The sequence below is a fragment of the Pseudomonas panipatensis genome, assembly GCF_900099785.1.
Lineage (GTDB): Bacteria > Pseudomonadota > Gammaproteobacteria > Pseudomonadales > Pseudomonadaceae > Pseudomonas > Pseudomonas panipatensis.
Window position 1 is genome coordinate 260,108 of the sequence record NZ_FNDS01000007.1, and the last position, 17,224, is coordinate 277,331.

General features: G+C 67.2%; 14 protein-coding genes. 6 read left to right on the top strand and 8 right to left on the bottom strand.

Translation table 11 applies throughout. The features are described 5' to 3' along the window. Positions 1-168 precede the first annotated feature (168 nt). The 8 genes from phaZ to BLQ74_RS17740 all read right to left on the bottom strand — a co-directional run bounded on the left by phaZ (position 169) and on the right by BLQ74_RS17740 (position 10,826). On the bottom strand, positions 169-1,197 hold the full coding sequence (gene phaZ, locus BLQ74_RS17705) for a poly(3-hydroxyalkanoate) depolymerase (RefSeq protein WP_244507221.1): 1,029 nt from the start codon (positions 1,195-1,197) through the stop codon (positions 169-171). After that, entirely contained in the window at positions 1,194-2,873 is a 1,680-nt protein-coding gene (phaC, locus tag BLQ74_RS17710) for a class II poly(R)-hydroxyalkanoic acid synthase (RefSeq protein ID WP_090264562.1), read from the bottom strand. The genes phaZ and phaC overlap by 4 nt, the downstream gene beginning before the upstream one ends. Before the next feature lie 401 nt (positions 2,874-3,274). Next, positions 3,275-3,646 carry a gamma-butyrobetaine hydroxylase family protein gene (locus BLQ74_RS17715; protein ID WP_090264564.1) on the bottom strand — a complete coding sequence of 124 codons (372 nt, stop codon included), beginning with the start codon at positions 3,644-3,646 and terminating at the stop codon, positions 3,275-3,277. Between the two features lie 126 nt (positions 3,647-3,772). Beyond that, a complete protein-coding gene (gene hslU, locus BLQ74_RS17720; RefSeq protein WP_090264566.1) occupies positions 3,773-5,113 on the bottom strand; it encodes an ATP-dependent protease ATPase subunit HslU in 1,341 nt (446 codons plus the stop codon). A 25-nt stretch (positions 5,114-5,138) separates the two neighbouring features. Further along, on the bottom strand, positions 5,139-5,669 hold the full coding sequence (gene hslV, locus BLQ74_RS17725; protein ID WP_090264568.1) for an ATP-dependent protease subunit HslV: 531 nt from the start codon (positions 5,667-5,669) through the stop codon (positions 5,139-5,141). 178 nt (positions 5,670-5,847) lie between these two features. Next, a complete protein-coding gene (locus tag BLQ74_RS17730) occupies positions 5,848-6,708 on the bottom strand; it encodes an SPOR domain-containing protein (protein ID WP_090264571.1) in 861 nt (286 codons plus the stop codon). 6 nt (positions 6,709-6,714) lie between these two features. Beyond that, positions 6,715-8,454: an arginine--tRNA ligase gene (gene argS / locus BLQ74_RS17735; protein ID WP_090264573.1), complete on the bottom strand. Its 1,740-nt coding sequence runs from the start codon at positions 8,452-8,454 to the stop codon at positions 6,715-6,717. Between the two features lie 152 nt (positions 8,455-8,606). Then, positions 8,607-10,826, bottom strand: coding sequence for a primosomal protein N' (locus BLQ74_RS17740; RefSeq protein WP_090264575.1), 2,220 nt, complete (start codon positions 10,824-10,826; stop codon positions 8,607-8,609). A gap of 221 nt (positions 10,827-11,047) precedes the next feature. Here BLQ74_RS17740 and rpmE point away from each other — a divergent pair, with 221 nt between their 5' ends. The 6 genes from rpmE to BLQ74_RS17770 all read left to right on the top strand — a co-directional run bounded on the left by rpmE (position 11,048) and on the right by BLQ74_RS17770 (position 17,188). After that, positions 11,048-11,263 carry a 50S ribosomal protein L31 gene (rpmE, locus tag BLQ74_RS17745; RefSeq protein ID WP_090264577.1) on the top strand — a complete coding sequence of 72 codons (216 nt, stop codon included), beginning with the start codon at positions 11,048-11,050 and terminating at the stop codon, positions 11,261-11,263. 23 nt (positions 11,264-11,286) lie between these two features. Next, positions 11,287-12,090, top strand: coding sequence for a thermonuclease family protein (locus tag BLQ74_RS17750; protein WP_090264579.1), 804 nt, complete (start codon positions 11,287-11,289; stop codon positions 12,088-12,090). After that, a complete protein-coding gene (locus BLQ74_RS17755) occupies positions 12,090-13,535 on the top strand; it encodes a M48 family metalloprotease (RefSeq protein ID WP_090264811.1) in 1,446 nt (481 codons plus the stop codon). The genes BLQ74_RS17750 and BLQ74_RS17755 overlap by 1 nt, the downstream gene beginning before the upstream one ends. A 104-nt stretch (positions 13,536-13,639) precedes the next feature. After that, positions 13,640-14,908, top strand: a complete 1,269-nt coding sequence (locus tag BLQ74_RS17760; RefSeq protein ID WP_090264581.1) for a malic enzyme-like NAD(P)-binding protein — start codon at positions 13,640-13,642, stop codon at positions 14,906-14,908. A gap of 160 nt (positions 14,909-15,068) precedes the next feature. Continuing rightward, complete coding sequence (locus BLQ74_RS17765) at positions 15,069-16,421, top strand: NfeD family protein (RefSeq protein ID WP_090264584.1); 1,353 nt, start codon at positions 15,069-15,071, stop codon at positions 16,419-16,421. Continuing rightward, the gene (locus BLQ74_RS17770; protein WP_374441714.1) at positions 16,421-17,188 is read left to right on the top strand and encodes a slipin family protein; all 768 of its coding nucleotides are present in this window, start codon (positions 16,421-16,423) and stop codon (positions 17,186-17,188) included. Before BLQ74_RS17765 ends, BLQ74_RS17770 begins: the two co-directional genes overlap by 1 nt. Positions 17,189-17,224: the final 36 nt, after the last annotated feature.

The following is a 17,224-nucleotide window of genomic DNA, read 5'->3' on the forward strand; positions in this document are numbered from 1 at the left end:
CCATCCAATGAAAGAACCGTCGTGAGTCGGGCGCAGCAAGGCCCATACCAGATTCGTCGCGGGTGCGTTGCAGACGTGCGCGAAGGACCAAGCATAGGCACGATTACGGACTTGCGCCGGTCAGGCAGCATGCCCGTGCACTATTACGAGGCGATGATTGCGGCCGGCTCAGCCGGTCTTGGGGGTGAAGGGCCGCGGGTGCATGACCGCGCGCTGGCGCTCCTCGGCGAGGAATTTCATGATGATCGGCGCCACCGTTTCGGCGCGGGTCACCAGGAACAGGTGGCCGTCGTCGATCACGTGCAGCTCGGCATTGGGGATGCGCCAGGCCAGCAGGCGCATGTTCACCAGGGGAATGATGGGGTCGTCGTCACCGGCCAGGATCAGGGTCGGCTGCTGGATCTTGTGCAGCCAGTGGATGCTGGTCCAGCCCAGCCCGGCGAACAGTTGCCAGTAGTAGCCGAGCTTGCCGGAGGAACGCACCTTGGCGGCGAAGGCCATGGCCAGCTTGGGGTCGCGGCGGAAGGCGCCGCCGTAGATGTCCGGCGCAATGTGCGCGCCATAGGACGGCTGGATGTAGCGCCGCGGACTGGCCATGCGCCAGAGCACCTTGGGCTTGCCCGGAACCATCACCGCACCGGCGGCGGTGGCGGCGAGGATCAGCTTCTTGCAGCGCTCCGGATAGTCGTGGGCGAACTGCTGGGCCAGGGCGCCGCCCCAGGACACGCCGATGGCGGTGACCTGGCCGTAGTCCAGGTAATCGAGCATGCGCGCGGCCAGCTTGGCCAGCCCCGGGAAGCGGTAGGGCCGGCTCGGCGTCGAGGAACCACCGACGCCTGGCACATCGAAGGCGATCACCTCCAGGTCCGGGTCCAGCGCGGCGACGAAGGGGAACACCAGCTCCAGGTTGGCGCCGATGCCATTGAAGATCAGCAAGGGCGTCATGTGTGCCTTGCCGGGGCGCACGGCGGTGCGGATGCTCTGCCCATCGAGGTCGATGGTGCGGAACACGAAGGGCTGCGGCGTGATGCCCTTGCCGGCTGTCGGCACTGCGACCGCGAGCGTGTCGCCTTCGAGCCGAGTGTCCGGGGGTTTCGGCGCGCGCCGTGAGCGGGCCGGAGCCGCCGCCGCTGGCGTGGGCTCCTTGGCTGGCACGGCGTCCTCGACGGGTGCTTCGGGTAGCGTCTCTGTCTTCATCGTTCGTGTACGTAGGTGCCGGGGGATGCTTCGCCGGCCGGGTAGGCCTTGCAGCCCAGGGCGGCTGGCGCCTTCTTCAGTTTGCCGGAGCGCTCGGCCAGCCAGCCCTGCCAGTGCAGCCACCAGGAGTCGGCGTGCTTGCTGGCGTTTTCCTGCCAGGTCTTGGGATCGCTGGAAAGCTCGGGGCCGGTCATGAAGCGCGCCTTGGGGTTGCCCGGCGGGTTGAGGATGCTCTGGATGTGCCCGCTGTTGGAGAGGATGAATTCGCACTTGCCGCCGAGCAGGCGGGCCGAGCGATAGCAGGCGGTCCAGGGGGTGATGTGGTCGTTGAGGCCGGCGACGCAATAGAAATCGCAGGTGACCTGCTTGAGGTCGATCGGCGTGCCGCCGACTTCCAGTGCGCCGGGGCGGGTCAAGGGGTTGGTCTTGAACATTTCCACCAGTTCGCCGTGCAGCGCGGCGGGCAGTCGCGTGGTGTCGTTGTTCCAGAACAGGATGTCGAAGGCCGGCGGTTCGTTGCCGAGCAGGTAGTTGTTGACCCAGTAGTTCCAGATCAGGTCGTTCGGCCGCATCCAGGCGAACACCTTGGCCATGTCGCGGCCTTCCAGTACGCCGGACTGGTAGGAACGGCGCTTGGCCGCCTCCAGGGTCTTCTCGTCGGCGAACAGGGCGACCTGGGTATCCAGTTCGAAATCGAGCACGCTGACCATCTGGGTGAAGGCGTGGACCTTGTGTTCGCCCAGCGCCGCGTAGTGGCCGAGCAGTGTCACGGTGGTAATGCCGCCGGAGCAGGCGCCGAGCATGTTCAGATCCTTGCTGCCGGTGATGGCCAGGATCACGTCGATGGCTTCCTTGAGCGCTTCGATGTAGGTGGTCAGCCCCCATTCGCGCTGGGCCTTGGTCGGGTTGCGCCAACTGACGATGAAGGTCTGCACCTGGTTGCGCAGGCTGAAGCGCGCCAGGCTCTTCTCCGGCGACAGGTCGAAGACGTAGAACTTGTTGATCTGCGGCGGCACCACCAGCAGCGGGCGTTCGTGCACGCTCTCGGTGATCGGCTTGTACTGGATGAGTTCCAGCACGTCGTTGCGGAACACCACCGCGCCTTCGCTGACGGCCAGGTTCTTGCCGACCTCGAAGGCGTCCATGTTCACCTGGCTGGGCATGCCGCCGTTGTTGACCAGGTCCTTGGCCAGGTGGCTGAGGCCGTCGAGCAGGCTCTTGCCGCCGGTCTCGAAGAAGCGTTTGACCGCCGCCGGGTTGCTCAGGGTGTTGGTCGGCGCCATGGCTTCGGTCATCAGGTTGATGACGAACTGGCCGCGGGTGATGTCCTGCGGCGCCAGGTCGCTCTCGCCGATCCAGTCATGCAGTTCCTTGCGCCACGCCAGGTAGGTCTGCAGGTAGCGGCGGTACAGGGGGTTCTGGCTCCAGGCCGGGTCGTTGAAGCGGCGATCGTCGTCGGCCGGGCGTAACTCGGAACTGCCGAGCAGGACATTCTTCAGCTCCAGGCCGAAATGGCCGACATGCTTGACGCTGTGGAGGGGCTGCTTGAGCGCCTGCAGCAGCACCATGCGGGCAGTGGACAAGAGATCCTTTCCCCGAATCCCGATCACCGGGTTGAGGTTGAGGGTGTTTTCCGCGGCTTGCTGGGGCAGATCGTTGTTCTTCTTTTCGGTCATCGGCGACGCTCCATTGTCCTGAGACGAATACTGGCGGGGCTGCACCTAGGTGTGACAGGCCAAGTACTGCTCGGGTTAGCGGAACGTGGAGCGAGCTCCACGCATGTCATCACTTGGCGGAATCACTGGAAAACCCGGGGCCTCGCGTACAGGGGAACTGCACTGACTTGGTTACCCGAGTTTCCTTCGCCGCGCAAGCTGGTGCAGCGTGGGGCCTGTGCGACAAGTATGTCGCGCGAGATTAGAAAACGCGCCCTAGAGCGGGAGCGCATTCGGGCCTCGATGACGGGCGCCACGCCGAAGCCAGTGTGCAAGGCGAATGTTGCAAATGACGTGCCCTGTAGCGGGGCAGGGCAGGGTGCCTGGATGCAGGGAAAGGATGAACCCGCCGAAAGACGGGCTCAGAGCATCAGCCGCACGACCGATTCGGCCGGATCGCGGGACTTGCCGGCCTTGTCCAGTTCGGCGAGGTAGTCGGCCCACAGCTCATCCTTGCGCGTGCACAGTTGGTAGAGGTAATCCCAGCTGTACAGGCCGCTGTCGTGGCCGTCGTCGAAGGTCAGCTTGAGCGCGTACTGCCCGGCCGGCTCGACGCCGACCAGGGCTACCTGGATCTTGCCGTATTGCAGTATCGGGTTGCCGTGGCCCTGCACTTCGGCCGAGGGCGAGTGCACGCGGAGGAACTCGGCGGGCAGGTCGTAGGATGCCTCGCCGTAGGTCAGGGTCAGGGTCCTGGAGGCCTTGTGCAGCTGGATAGCGGTGGGAATGTGCATGGGGACTCCTCGGGCAGGGGCGATGACGCATTGTAGCGCCGCCGCGAAGAAAGCAGCGGGGCGCCGCAAGGGCGCCCCGCTGTACTGCGTTCGCCGGGGCCGCGCAGGCGCGGCCGGCGCTTGCCGTCAGAGAATGTAGCGCGACAGGTCTTCGTCCTCGGCCAGCTCGCCGAGGTGGCCATTGACGTAGGCGGCGTCGATCACGATCGGCTTCTCGCTATGCTCGCTGGCCAGGTCGGCGGCATCGAAGGAGACTTCCTCGAGCAGCCGCTCCAGCAGCGTGTGCAGGCGACGGGCACCGATGTTCTCGGTCTTCTCGTTGACCTGCCAGGCGATCTCGGCGAGGCGCTGGATGCCGTCGTCGGCGAACTCGATGTCCAGGCCTTCGGTCTTCAGCAGCGCGGTGTACTGCTCGGTGAGCGAGGCGTGCGGCTCCTTGAGGATGCGCTGGAAGTCGCTCGGGCTGAGGGCCTTGAGTTCGACGCGGATCGGCAGGCGGCCCTGCAGTTCCGGCACCAGGTCGCTCGGCTTGGACAGGTGGAAGGCGCCCGAGGCGATGAACAGGATGTGGTCGGTCTTGACCATGCCCAGCTTGGTGTTGACCGTGCAGCCCTCGATCAGCGGCAGCAGGTCGCGCTGCACGCCCTCGCGGGAGACATCGGCGCCACCGGCGTTGGCGCGCTTGGCAATCTTGTCGATCTCGTCGATGAAGACGATGCCATGCTGCTCCACCGCTTCCAGGGCGCGGCCCTTGAGGTCTTCTTCATTGACCAGGCGCGCGGCTTCCTCGTCGCGGATCAGCTTCATCGCCTCGGTGACTTTCATCTTGCGGGTCTTGCGCTTGCCCTTGCCCATGTTGGAGAAGAGGTTCTGCAACTGGCTGGTCATTTCCTCCATGCCGGGCGGCGCCATGATTTCCACGCCTGCCGGAACGTCGGCGACCTCGATGTCGATTTCCTTGTCGTCCAACTGGCCTTCGCGCAGGCGCTTGCGGAACAGTTGGCGGGTATTGGAGTCCTCGCGCGGCGGCTCGTCACCGAAGCCCGCGGTGCGTGCCGGCGGCAGCAGGGCATCGAGAATGCGCTCCTCGGCGGCGTCCTCGGCGCGGTATTTGACCTTCTGAATCTCCTGCTCGCGGAGCATCTTGATCGCCGCGTCGGCGAGGTCGCGGATGATCGACTCGACATCGCGGCCGACATAACCGACCTCGGTGAACTTGGTCGCCTCGACCTTGATGAAGGGCGCGTTGGCCAGTTTGGCCAGGCGTCGGGCGATCTCGGTCTTGCCGACGCCGGTCGGGCCGATCATCAGGATGTTCTTCGGCGTCACCTCGACGCGCAGCTCGGCGGGCAACTGCATGCGCCGCCAGCGGTTGCGCAGGGCGATGGCGACGGCGCGCTTGGCGTCGTCCTGGCCGATGATGTGGCGGTTGAGTTCGTGGACGATCTCGCGGGGCGTCATGGACATACGGTTACTCCGGAGGGACGGCGGCTCAGACCGCGCTGTCCTGCTCCTCGATGGTGAGATTCTGGTTGGTGAACACGCAGATCGACCCGGCGATGTTCAAGGCGCTTTCGGTGATCTCGCGGGCAGACAGTTCGGTGTGCTTCAGCAGCGCCATGGCCGCGGCCTGGGCGAAGCCGCCGCCGGAGCCCATGGCGATCAGGCCCTGCTCGGGTTCGACCACGTCGCCGTTGCCGGTGATGATCAGTGAGGCATCCTTGTTGGCCACTGCCAGCATGGCTTCCAGGCGGCTCAGGGAACGGTCGGTACGCCAGTCCTTGGCCAGCTCGACGGCGGCGCGGACCAGATGCCCCTGGTGTTTCTCCAGTTGCTGTTCGAAGCGCTCGAACAGCGTGAAGGCATCGGCGGTGGCGCCGGCGAAGCCGGCCAGCACCTCGCCGTGATACAGCCGGCGGACCTTCTTCGCGTTGCCTTTCATGACGGTGTTGCCAAGGGATACCTGGCCGTCGCCGCCCATGACGACTTTGCCGTTGCGGCGGACTGAAACGATAGTGGTCAAGGGGGAGTTCTCCACACAGCGGGGCGTTTTGCCCGAATGCGGAGACATATGGGGATGAAGGCAGCGCCCTTCAAGTTATCGGCGACGGATGTACGCCAAAGGTCGCAAGGGGAGTGCCGCCGGCTGGATCGGCGGCGGTGGCGGAGGCCCGCTATGGCGGGCCTCCGCGGCCGATCGATCAGCGGTTCTGGCGCTGCTGTAACAGCAGATTGCTGAAGCCGCCGGCGGCCAGTTGTTTCTGCGCCGCGGAGACCTGGGCGCGGTCGCTGAACGGGCCGACCATCACCCGGTACCAGGTCTCGTCGCGCACCGCGCCGGATTCCACCCGCGCGCTCTGGCCGAGGAGAATGACCTGGGCGCGCACGCGGTCGGCGTCGGCCTGCTTGCGGAACGAGCCGGCCTGCAGGAAGAACTGGGTCGCGGCCACCGCTGGCGGGGCGATCGGCTTGCTCGCCGGTGCCGCTGGCGGCGTGGCGGCCTTGGCCTGACTGGCGGCCGGAGGCTGCTGGGGATGCTGCGCCGCGGGTACCTGCTGCGCCTGCTGAGCTTGTTGCGCCGGCTGTGCCGCCTGCGGCGTGGCGGCTGGCGTGGCCGGCTTGACCACCGCCGGCGGCGGCGGAGTCAGGCCATTGAGCGCCGCCTGGGCGCGCACGGCGTCGATCTTCGCCGCTTCCTCCGGGGTCGAGACCACGGTCGGCGTCTGCGGCGCTTGCGGTTTTTCCGGTACGGCTTCCGGCGGCACCACCACTTCCGAGCCCGGCAGCAGGGTGTAGAAGTCGTACTTCGGTTTCACCGCGATGGCCGACTGCGGCTGCGCCGGCGCGCCGGGCTTGGCGCCCTGGGCGACGCCGGCCTTCTGCTGCTCCGGCTTCTCCCGGCGCACTTCATTACGGCCGGGCTCGAGCTTCATCAGGAACACGATGAAGCCGCCGATGGCCAGGCCGGCGACCAGCCAGACCCAGCCGGGGATCGAGCTTTTCTTGGCCGGGGCCTGGTAGCGGCTGGCGCCGCGCTTGGGAGCAGGTTTCTTCTTCGCCATGGACGATTACATGCGCTCGAGAGTTTCCAGGCCCAGCAGCTCCAGGCCCTGCTTGAGAGTACGCCCGGTGAGGGCGGCCAGTTTCAGACGGCTCTCCTGCTGCTGCGGGGTTTCCGCGGCGAGGATCGGGCAGTTCTCGTAGAAGCTGGAGAACAAGCCCGCCAGTTCATAGAGATAAGCACACAACAGGTGCGGCACGCCCTTCTGCGCGACGCTGTTGAGCAGGTCGCCGAACTGCGCCAGTTGCGCGGCCAGGGCCTGCTCCTGCGGCGCGTCGAGGGCGATCTGCCCGCTGACTTCGTCGAAGCCCTTGCCCAGCTTGCGGAAGACGCTGGCCACGCGGGTGTAGGCGTAGAGCAGGTAGGGCGCGGTGTTGCCTTCGAAGCTGAGCATCTGCTCGAAGTTGAAGCTGTAGTCGCTGGTGCGGTGCTTGGACAGGTCGGCGTACTTCACCGCGCCGATGCCCACGGCGTGGCCGATGTGGCGCAGCTCGTCCTCGCCCAGCTCGGGGTTCTTCGCCTTGACCAGGGCGTAGGCGCGCTCTTCGGCCTCGTTGAGCAGGTCGATCAGCTTCACGGTGCCGCCGTCACGGGTCTTGAACGGCTTGCCGTCGGCGCCGTTCATGGTGCCGAAGCCCATGTGCTCCATCTCGAAACCGGCCGGGACGAAGCCGGCCAGGCGCGCGGCGGCGAAGACCATCTGGAAGTGCAGGGCCTGGCGCTGGTCGACGAAGTACAGCGCGCGGTCGGCCTTGAGCACGCCGCTGCGGTAGCGGGTGGCGGCCAGGTCGGTGGTGGCGTAGAGATAACCGCCGCCGGCCTTCTGCACGATCAGCGGCAGCGGGTTGCCCTCGGCATTCTTGAACTCATCCATGAACACGCACAGGGCGCCGTCGCTCTCGGTCAGCAAGCCCTTGGCGCGCAGGTCGGCGACCACCTGGGGGAGGTCGTCGTTGTAGGCGCTCTCGCCTTTGACGTCGGCCATGGTCAGCTTGACGCCGAGACGGTCGTAGACGGCCTGGCAGTGGCTCAGGGAAATGTCGTTGAAGCGGTTCCACAGGCGCAGGCAGTCGGCATCGCCGGCCTGCAACTGGACCACCAGCTCGCGGGCGCGGTCGGCGAACTCCGGCGACTCGTCGAAACGCTTCTTGGCGGCGCGGTAGAAGGACTCCAGGTCGGACAGCTCGGCATCGCTGTCCACCGGCTGCTCCTGCATGTAGGCCAGCAGCATGCCGAACTGGGTGCCCCAGTCGCCGACATGGTTCTGCCGGATCACGCTGTCGCCGAGGAACTCCAGGACGCGCGCGACGGCGTCGCCGATGATGGTCGAGCGCAGGTGGCCGACGTGCATTTCCTTGGCCAGGTTCGGCGCCGACAGGTCGACCACCACGCGCTGGGCCGGGCCGGCCTTGCGCACGCCGAGGCGGGCGTCGGACAGGGCGGCGTCGAGGCTGCCGGCCAGCCAGGCCTGGTTCTGGAAGAAGTTGAGGAAACCGGGGCCGGCGATTTCCACCTTGGCTACCTGGGCGTCCGCCGGCAGCGCGGCGACCAGCTTGGTCGCCAGGTCGCGCGGCTTCATGCCGGCCGGCTTGGCCAGCATCATGGCGATGTTGCTGGCGTAGTCGCCGTGGGAACGATCCTTGGTGGTTTCCACCTGGATGTCCGGGCTCAGTCCGGCGGGCAGGGTGCCGTCCCCGGCAAGGGCGACGAGGGCGTGCTGGATCAGCTGGCGGATGGTGTCTTTCATGGTTTTCTCCGTGCTCGCGCGCGACTCGGGGCGGCGACCGCATATCTGGCTCAGAACCGCGCATTATCGGTGTCTGAAGGAAAAGCTACAAGCAAGGCGCCGTGTCGGCCCTGACCTCGGGCAGGGGCTGTTCGGATCGCGCCGTGCCGGGTTCAGAACAGATCGATCGGATCGACGTCCAGCGACCAGCGCACCTGACGTCCGCCGGGCATGCCTTCGAGCACCTGCAGCCAGGGCGTCAGCAGGCGGTGCAGCGGCGCGCGGGCGCTGCTCATCAGCAGCAACTGGGCGCGGAAGCGGCCGGCGCGGCGTTCCATCGGCGCCGGCACCGGGCCGAGCAGCTCGACGTCGCTGCCCAGCTGCGCTTGCAGGTGCTCGGCCTCGGCGCAGGCGTCATCGAGGAACCCTTCGGCCTGACCCGGCTTGTGCGCCTCGGCGCGCAGCAGCGCCAGGTGGCTGAAGGGCGGCAGGCCGGCGGCGCGGCGTTCGGACAGGGCCTGCTCGGCGAAGGCGAAGTAACCCTGCTCGGTGAGTTGCACCAGTAGCGGGTGATCGGCCAGGTGGGTCTGGATCAGCACCCGCCCCGGTTCCTCGGCGCGTCCGGCGCGTCCGGCGACCTGGACGATCTGCTGGGCCATGCGCTCGCTGGCGCGGAAATCGGCGGAGAACAGCCCGCCATCGGCATCGAGAATGGCCACCAGGGTCACCCGCGGGAAGTGGTGGCCCTTGGCGAGCATCTGGGTGCCGACGAGGATGCACGGCTCACCCTTGTTGATGGTGGCGAACAGGTCGCGCATGGCGTGTTTGCGCGCCGTGCTGTCGCGGTCGATGCGCAGCACCGGGTAGTCGGGGAAAAGGATGCGCAGGCGCTCCTCGGCGCGCTCGGTGCCGGCGCCCACCGGGCGCAGGTCGAGCTTGGCGCACTTGGGGCACTGGCGTGGCGGGCGCTCGCGGTGGTCGCAGTGGTGGCAGCGCAGTTCGCCGGAGCCCTGGTGCAGGGTCATGCGCGCATCGCAGCGCGGGCATTGGCTGATCCAGCCGCAGTCGTGGCACAGCAGGGTCGGGGCGAAGCCTCGGCGGTTCAGGTAGACCAGCACCTGCTGGCCGGCGCCGAGGGTTTCACCGATGGCCCGTTGCAGTGGCATCGACAGGCCGCTGTCCAGCGGCAGGCTCTTCACGTCCAGGCGCTGGAACTTCGGCTGCTGGGCGCCGCCGGCCCGCTGGGTCAGGCGCAGCAGGCCATAGCGGCCGCTGGCGGCATTGTGCAGGCTTTCCAGGGAGGGCGTGGCCGAGCCGAGCAGGATCGGCACCTGCTCCAGGCGCGCGCGCACCAGGGCCAGGTCGCGGGCGTGGTAGCGCAGGCCTTCCTGCTGTTTATAGGAGGCGTCGTGCTCCTCGTCGATGATGATCAGCCCCGGCTGCTTCAGCGGCGTGAAGAGCGCCGAACGGGTGCCGATGACGATATCCGCCTCGCCGTCGCGCGCCGCCAGCCAGGCGTCCAGGCGCTCGCGGTCGGTCAGCGCCGAGTGCAGCAGGGCGATGCGCGCGTTGAAGCGGCGCTCGAAGCGGCTCAGGGTCTGCGGGCCGAGGTTGATCTCGGGGATCAGCACCAACGCCTGCTTGCCGGCCTCCAGGGTCTCGCGGATCAGTTGCAGGTAGACCTCGGTCTTGCCGCTGCCGGTGACCCCGGCCAACAGGTAGCTGTGGAAACCGCCGAAGCCGGCGCGCACCGCTTCGAAGGCGGCGCGCTGCTCGGCGTTGAGCGGCAGCTCGGCCTGTGCCAGCCAGCCGCCATGGTGTTCCGGGGCGACGTGACGGCGGACTTCCTGGCTGGCCAGGCCCTTTTCCGTCAGCAGGTCGAGGCTGTCCTTGTTGATGCCCAATTGCCCGAGCAGTTCGTGGAGCACGCCGTGGGGATGTTGCTGCAGGATCTGCAGGGCCTGGCGCTGCCGTGGCGCGCGGGCCAGGCGCGGGTCGTCGAGCTGCGCGGCGGGCGCCGCCAGCCAGAAGCGCTGCTGGCGCACCTCGGCCGGCTCGCCCTGGCGCAGCAGGTTGGGCAGCGCCCAGGACAGGGTGTCGCCCAGGCTGTGCTGGTAGTACTGCGCGGTCCAGCGGCACATTTCCAGCAGATGCGCCGGCAGCGGAGGCTCGCGGTCGAGCACTTCCAGCGCCGGGCGCAGCTTGTCCGCCGGGACTTCCGAGTGCTCCACCTTGTCCAGCAGCACGCCGATCACCTCGCGGCGGCCGAAGGGCACGCGCAGGCGCACGCCGAGCGCCAGGCGCTGCGGGTCGATCCCGCGCGGCGGCAGGTAGTCGAACAGGCGGCGCAGCGGCGAGGGCAGGGCGAGGCGCAGGATGCTGGCTTGGGGCACGCGGCAGTTTCCGAGGCGGCGGGAGGCGGCGATCTTAGCACTACCGGTCGCGGCGACGGTCGGTCGAGGGGCCGACTTGCGTTGCCGGGCTGCTCTGGTATGATCCACGCCCTTAATTTGCGTGCGGTGCCCGGTAAAAGATCCCGCCCGCGGTCCTCGATGACCGTGGCTCGGCTTCTGACAGAGACTGGGTGGCGGCACCCCTACCTGAGGAAACCAAGATGAAACCGGAAATCCATCCCGCGTACGAAGAAATCGAAGCCACTTGCAGCTGCGGCAACGTGATCAAGACCCGTTCGACCCTGTGCAAGAGCATCCACCTGGACGTCTGCTCCGAGTGCCACCCGTTCTACACCGGCAAGCAGAAAGTCGTTGATACCGGTGGCCGTATCGACCGCTTCAACCAGCGCTTCGCTATGTTCGGCGGCAAGAAGTAAGAGCGATTTCCGGAAAAGCCCGCATGGCGTTTCCCGATCTGCTGAAAAAGGCGTCCCTCTGGGGCGCCTTTTTTATGGGCGCGATTTGTTGCGCCGGCCCGACCCTGGCCGCCTGCCCGGCGCCGGCAGCGACAATGCCGGTGCAGGTCGCGCGGGTGGTCGATGGCGACACCCTGAAGCTCGGCGACGGCCGCAGCGTGCGCCTGATCGGCGTCAACGCGCCGGAGCTGGCGCATGGCGGGCGGACCACCGAGCCCTTCGCCGAGGCGGCGCGGCAACGCCTGCAGGCGCTGGTGGCGGCGAACGACGGCGAACTCACGCTGCTCCCCGGACGGCAGGGCAAGGATCACTACGGTCGGACCCTGGCGCATCTGTTCGATCGCCAGGGCAACAACATCGAAGCGCAGTTGCTGGCCGAGGGCCTGGGTTACCTGGTCGCGGTGGCGCCCAATACCGAGCTGACCGCCTGCCAGCAGGCGGCCGAGCGCCAGGCCCGTTCGGCGGGCCGCGGCCTGTGGAAAGCCTCGCCCGTGATCGATGCGCAGGCCCTGCGCGACAGTGGCTTCGCGGTGATCCGCGGGCGGGTCGCCGAGGTCCAGCGCAATCGTGGCGGCCTGTGGATAGAATTGGACGGGCCGCTGGTGTTGCGCATCGAGCCGCGCCTGCTGTCGGCTTTCGCCCGAGCTAACCTGAATGTACAAAAGGGCCAGCGCCTGGAGGCGCGCGGCTGGGTCATCGACCGCGCCAAGCGCGGCGCGGTGGAGCCCGGACAGGCGCGCTGGATGCTGCCCATCACCGACCCGGCCATGCTGGAGCTGTTGCCATGATGCCAAGGATGCTGTTGTTGACCTGTCTTCTCGCGCTGTTCGGCGCGCTGAGCGGCTGTGCGGTCAACCCTGCCACCGGCGAGACCGATTTCGTCACCATGAGCGAGCAGGATGAACTCGCCCTTGGCCGGCAGGCCAGCCAGGACGTCGCCAAGCAGTACCCGCGCTATGCCGACGAGAAGCTCCAGGCCTATGTGCAGCAGGTCGGTGAGCGTGTCGCGCGGGTTGGCGACCGGCCCACGCTGCAGTACCACTTCACCGTCGTCGACACCCCGGACATCAACGCCTTCGCCTTGCCCGGCGGCTACATCTATGTGCACCGCGGATTGCTCGCCTACCTCAACTCCGAGGCCGAGCTGGCTGCCGTGCTCGGCCATGAGATCGGCCATGTCACCGCCCGCCACAGCGTTCGCCAGCAGAGCCAGGCCAGCGCCTGGGGCGTCCTCGGCGCCGCCGTGTCCATCGGCACTGGCGTGAGCGCCGCCGGCGACCTGACCAATGTCCTCGGCACCGCCATGGTGCGTGGCTACGGCCGCGACATGGAACTGCAGGCCGATGGCCTGGGGGCCAAGTACCTGGCCCGCGCCGGTTACGACCCGACGGCGATGATCCAGGTGGTGCGGATACTGAAGAACCAGGAAGACTTCGCCCGCGAGCAGGCGCAGAAGAATGGCCAGGCGGTGCAGCCGGTGGGATACCACGGTCTGTTCGACACGCACCCGGATAACGACCAGCGCCTGCAGCAGGTAATCGGCCCGGCCAAGGCCTTGGCCAACGGGCAGCAGGAGACCGACCGCGAGCGCTACCTCAAGGCCATCGATGGCATGCCCTTCGGCGATTCCGCGGACACCGGCATCCGTCGCGGGCAGCATTTCTATCATGGCGAACTGAACTTCACCCTGACTTATCCGCCCGGCTGGGGCCTGCTCAACCAGCCCAGCGCGCTGATCGGTTATCCCCAGGACCAGCAGGCCTTCATCGGCATGAAGTTGATACCGCGCGAGGGCCAGCTCACCCCCCTGGAATACCTGCGCAAGGGCGCCGGCGGGCGTCTGGCCGGCGAGGAGACGTTCCAGCAGGCCGGCCTCGATGGCGCCACCGCGGTGGTTCCCGGCTCGCCGGCACGGCGGGTGGCGCTGATCTACCAGGGCAAGGCGGCCTACCTCTTCGTTGGTGCGATCAAAGGTCGCGGCTCACTGGAAACCCGCGACGCCGATTTCCTCAGCGTCATCCACAGTTTCCGCCCGCTGCGCGCCGACGAACGCAAGCTCGCCGAACCGGTGCGCCTGGCGCTGGTTCAGGTCCAGGCCGGGCAGAGCGTCGAACAGCTGGCAAAGGGCGGAAACGGGCCGGAATCCGATGCGATTTCTCGTATACGATTGCTCAATGATTTGTATCCAAGCGGTCAGCCAAAGGCCGGCGACTGGTTGAAAATCGTGCGTTAGGAGCATTGACACAGAGGGCCTCCGGCGATCTTGGCAGGCGGGTTCTTCCCGCGTATGCTCGGTCGCCCGTCTGTCCAACAAGCAATAAAGCGGAAGTGCCAAAAATGTCTGATCTCAAGACCGCTGCCCTCGAATATCACGCGCAACCCCGCCCCGGGAAACTCAGTGTCGAGCTGACCAAGCCGACCGTCACCGCCCGCGACCTGTCGCTGGCCTACAGCCCGGGCGTGGCCGAGCCGGTCCGCGAGATCGCCCGTGATCCGGAGCTGGCCTTCAAGTACACCGGCAAGGGCAACCTGGTGGCAGTGATCTCCGACGGCACCGCCATCCTTGGCCTCGGCAACCTCGGCCCGCTGGCCTCCAAGCCGGTGATGGAAGGCAAGGGCGTGCTGTTCAAGCGCTTCGCCGGCATCGACGTATTCGACATCGAAGTCGACGCCGAGAGCCCGCAGGCCTTCATCGACACCGTCAAGCGCATCTCCATCACCTTCGGTGGCATCAACCTGGAAGATATCAAGGCACCCGAGTGCTTCGAGATCGAGCGTGCGCTGATCGAACAGTGTGACATCCCGGTGTTCCACGACGACCAGCACGGCACTGCCATCGTCACCGCCGCCGGCATGCTCAACGCCCTGGAAATCGCCGGCAAGTCGCTCGAGGAGGCGAAGATCGTCTGCCTCGGCGCCGGTGCCGCGGCCATCTCCTGCATGAAGCTGCTGGTCAGCGTCGGCGCCAAGGTCGAGAACATCTACATGGTCGACCGCCAGGGCGTGATCCACGCTGGCCGCACCGACCTCAACCAGTACAAGGCGGTATTCGCCACCGAGACCGACAAGCGCACCCTGGATGACGCCCTGGAAGGCGCCGACGTCTTCGTCGGCCTGTCCGGCGCCAACCTGCTGAGCGCCGAAGGCCTCAAACGCATGGCGCCGAACCCGATCGTCTTCGCCTGCTCCAACCCGGACCCGGAGATCCAGCCGGAACTGGCCCACGCCACCCGCAATGACGTGATCATGGCCACCGGTCGTTCGGACTACCCGAACCAGGTGAACAACGTGCTCGGCTTCCCCTTCATCTTCCGCGGTGCCCTGGATGTGCGCGCCACCCGCATCAACGAAGAAATGAAGATCGCCGCCGCCTACGCCCTGCGCGACCTGGCCAAGCAGCCGGTACCGAAGGATGTCTGCGACGCCTACGGTGTGGCCTCCCTGGAATTCGGCCGTGAGTACATCATTCCGAAACCGATGGACAAGCGCCTGATCACCGTCGTCTCCGATGCCGTGGCCAAGGCCGCCATCGAGACCGGCGTGGCGACCCTGCCGTACCCGAAACACTATCCGCTGCAATCGGTGGAAGACGTGTTCAAGGGCTGATCCAGGCCCTGCAGGAAAACCCCGCTTCGGCGGGGTTTTTCGTTTCTGCGGCGGCGCCCGCCAACGCGGGCAGGGGCAGCGTTGTCGGGACTATGCTGTAGGAAGGCGCCGTTTGTTCATTCGCCACGGCGCCCCACCGGCCAGGCCGGGGAGGCGTGCCATGCTCGCGCTGATTCGCCGCTGCGCTCTGTTCCTGCTGCTGTTCGCGGGCGGGGCGATGGCGGCCCCGGCAGCGGTGGTGCTGACGGTGGACGGCGCCATTGGCCCGGCCACCTCCGACTATGTGGTGCGCGGTATCGCGCGGGCGGCGGAGGAAGGCGCGCCGCTGCTGGTGCTGCGCATGGACACCCCCGGCGGCCTGGACACCTCGATGCGCGAGATCGTCAAGGCGATCCTTCTCAGCCCGGTGCCCGTGGTCGGTTACGTGGCGCCCGGCGGCGCCCGCGCGGCCAGTGCCGGTACCTACATCCTGTATGCCTGCCATGTCGCGGCCATGGCGCCGGGGACCAACCTGGGCGCGGCCACGCCCATCGAGATCGGCGGCATGCCGGGAGCCCCGTCGGAGCCGCCTGACAAGTCGGGGAAAAAGGCCGCGGCTAGCGAGGCGGACACCCTCAAGCGCAAGCAGGTCAACGACGCCGCCGCCTACATTCGCGGTCTCGCCCAGTTGCGTGGGCGCAACGCCGAGTGGGCCGAGCGTGCGGTGCGCGAGGCGGTCAGCCTGTCCGCCGAGGAAGCGCTGAAGCTGAAGGTCATCGACCTGCAGGCCGCCGACCTGGAGCAGTTGCTGCGCGCCGTGGACGGGCGCAAGGTCACCCTGGTCGGGCATGACGCGTCCCTGCACAGCGCCGGCGCCGGCTGGGTCGAACGCGGCGCCGACTGGCGCACCCGCGTGCTGGCGGTGATCACCGATCCGAGTGTCGCGCTGCTGCTGATGATGATCGGCGTCTACGGGCTGATCTTCGAGTTCGCCAACCCCGGCTTGGCGCTGCCCGGCGTGCTCGGCGGCATCTGCCTGCTGCTCGGGCTTTATGCCCTGCAATTGCTGCCGGTGAATTTCGCCGGGGTCGGGCTGATTCTCCTCGGCCTGGTGTTCATGATCGCCGAAGCCTTCGTGCCGAGCTTCGGCAGCCTGGGGATCGGCGGGGTGGTGGCCTTCATCATTGGCGGCCTGATCCTGCTCGACACCGATGCACCGGGTTTCGGCATCCCGCTGGCGCTGATCGTCGGCGTGGCGACGGTCAGCGCCCTGTTCATCAGCGGCATGCTTGGCGTGGCGCTGAGGGCGCGGCGCCGCCAGGTGGTCAGCGGCGCGGCGGGGTTGGTGGGCAGCCAGGCGACCCTCTATGGGGTGGCCGGGGACGACGCCCACGCCGGTTGGGTCGAATTGCAGGGCGAACAGTGGCAAGTGCGTTCGGCGCAAGCGTTGAAGAATGGCCAGCGCGTTCGCGTGCTGGCGCGTAACGGCCTGTGCCTGGAGGTGACGGCCGACGACGAGACGGGAGGTGCGTGATGGGTGTTCCCTTCGGACTGCTGGTGGCGCTGATCCTGCTGTTGATGCTGGTGCTCAGCTCCTTCCGAATCCTCCGCGAATACGAGCGCGGGGTGGTGTTCCAGCTCGGGCGCTTCTGGAAGGTCAAGGGGCCCGGGCTGGTGCTGGTGCTCCCGGTGGTGCAGCAAATGGTCCGCGTCGGCTTGCGCACCGTGGTGCTCGATGTGCCGCCACAGGACGTGATTTCCCGCGACAACGTCTCGGTGAAGGTCAATGCGGTGCTCTACTTCCGCGTGCTCGACCCGCAGAAGGCGATCATCCAGGTGGAGAACTTCCTCGCCGCCACCAGCCAGTTGGCCCAGACCACCCTGCGCGCGGTGCTGGGCAAGCATGAGCTGGACGAGATGCTCGCCGAGCGCGAGCGGCTGAACCTGGACATCCAGAAGGTGCTGGACGCACAGACCGACGCCTGGGGCATCAAGGTGGCGAATGTCGAGATCAAGCACGTCGACCTCAACGAGTCGATGATCCGCGCCATCGCCCGCCAGGCCGAGGCCGAGCGCGAACGGCGGGCCAAGGTGATCCATGCCGAAGGCGAGCTGCAAGCCTCGGAGAAACTGATGCAGGCCGCGGAAATGCTCGGTCGCCAGGCCGGCGCCATGCAACTGCGCTACATGCAGACACTGAGCGCCATCGCCGGCGACAAGAACTCCACCATCGTCTTCCCCATGCCCATCGAGCTGCTCAAGGGCCTGTTCACAAAAAATGGGGATGCCGACGGCCGTTGAACCGCCTGCCGAGAGCCTGGGCACTCCAGATGGCGA

Bases quoted from the DNA above. Each gene is read 5' to 3' on its own strand.
- phaZ (WP_244507221.1), bottom strand. From the start codon at position 1,197: ATGAAGACAGAGACGCTACCCGAAGCACCCGTCGAGGACGCCGTGCCA.
- phaC (WP_090264562.1), bottom strand. From the start codon at position 2,873: ATGACCGAAAAGAAGAACAACGATCTGCCCCAGCAAGCCGCGGAAAAC.
- BLQ74_RS17715 (WP_090264564.1), bottom strand. From the start codon at position 3,646: ATGCACATTCCCACCGCTATCCAGCTGCACAAGGCCTCCAGGACCCTG.
- hslU (WP_090264566.1), bottom strand. From the start codon at position 5,113: ATGTCCATGACGCCCCGCGAGATCGTCCACGAACTCAACCGCCACATC.
- BLQ74_RS17730 (WP_090264571.1), bottom strand. From the start codon at position 6,708: ATGGCGAAGAAGAAACCTGCTCCCAAGCGCGGCGCCAGCCGCTACCAG.
- argS (WP_090264573.1), bottom strand. From the start codon at position 8,454: ATGAAAGACACCATCCGCCAGCTGATCCAGCACGCCCTCGTCGCCCTT.
- rpmE (WP_090264577.1), top strand. From the start codon at position 11,048: ATGAAACCGGAAATCCATCCCGCGTACGAAGAAATCGAAGCCACTTGC.
- BLQ74_RS17750 (WP_090264579.1), top strand. From the start codon at position 11,287: ATGGCGTTTCCCGATCTGCTGAAAAAGGCGTCCCTCTGGGGCGCCTTT.
- BLQ74_RS17755 (WP_090264811.1), top strand. From the start codon at position 12,090: ATGCCAAGGATGCTGTTGTTGACCTGTCTTCTCGCGCTGTTCGGCGCG.
- BLQ74_RS17760 (WP_090264581.1), top strand. From the start codon at position 13,640: ATGTCTGATCTCAAGACCGCTGCCCTCGAATATCACGCGCAACCCCGC.
- BLQ74_RS17765 (WP_090264584.1), top strand. From the start codon at position 15,069: ATGCTCGCGCTGATTCGCCGCTGCGCTCTGTTCCTGCTGCTGTTCGCG.
- BLQ74_RS17770 (WP_374441714.1), top strand. From the start codon at position 16,421: ATGGGTGTTCCCTTCGGACTGCTGGTGGCGCTGATCCTGCTGTTGATG.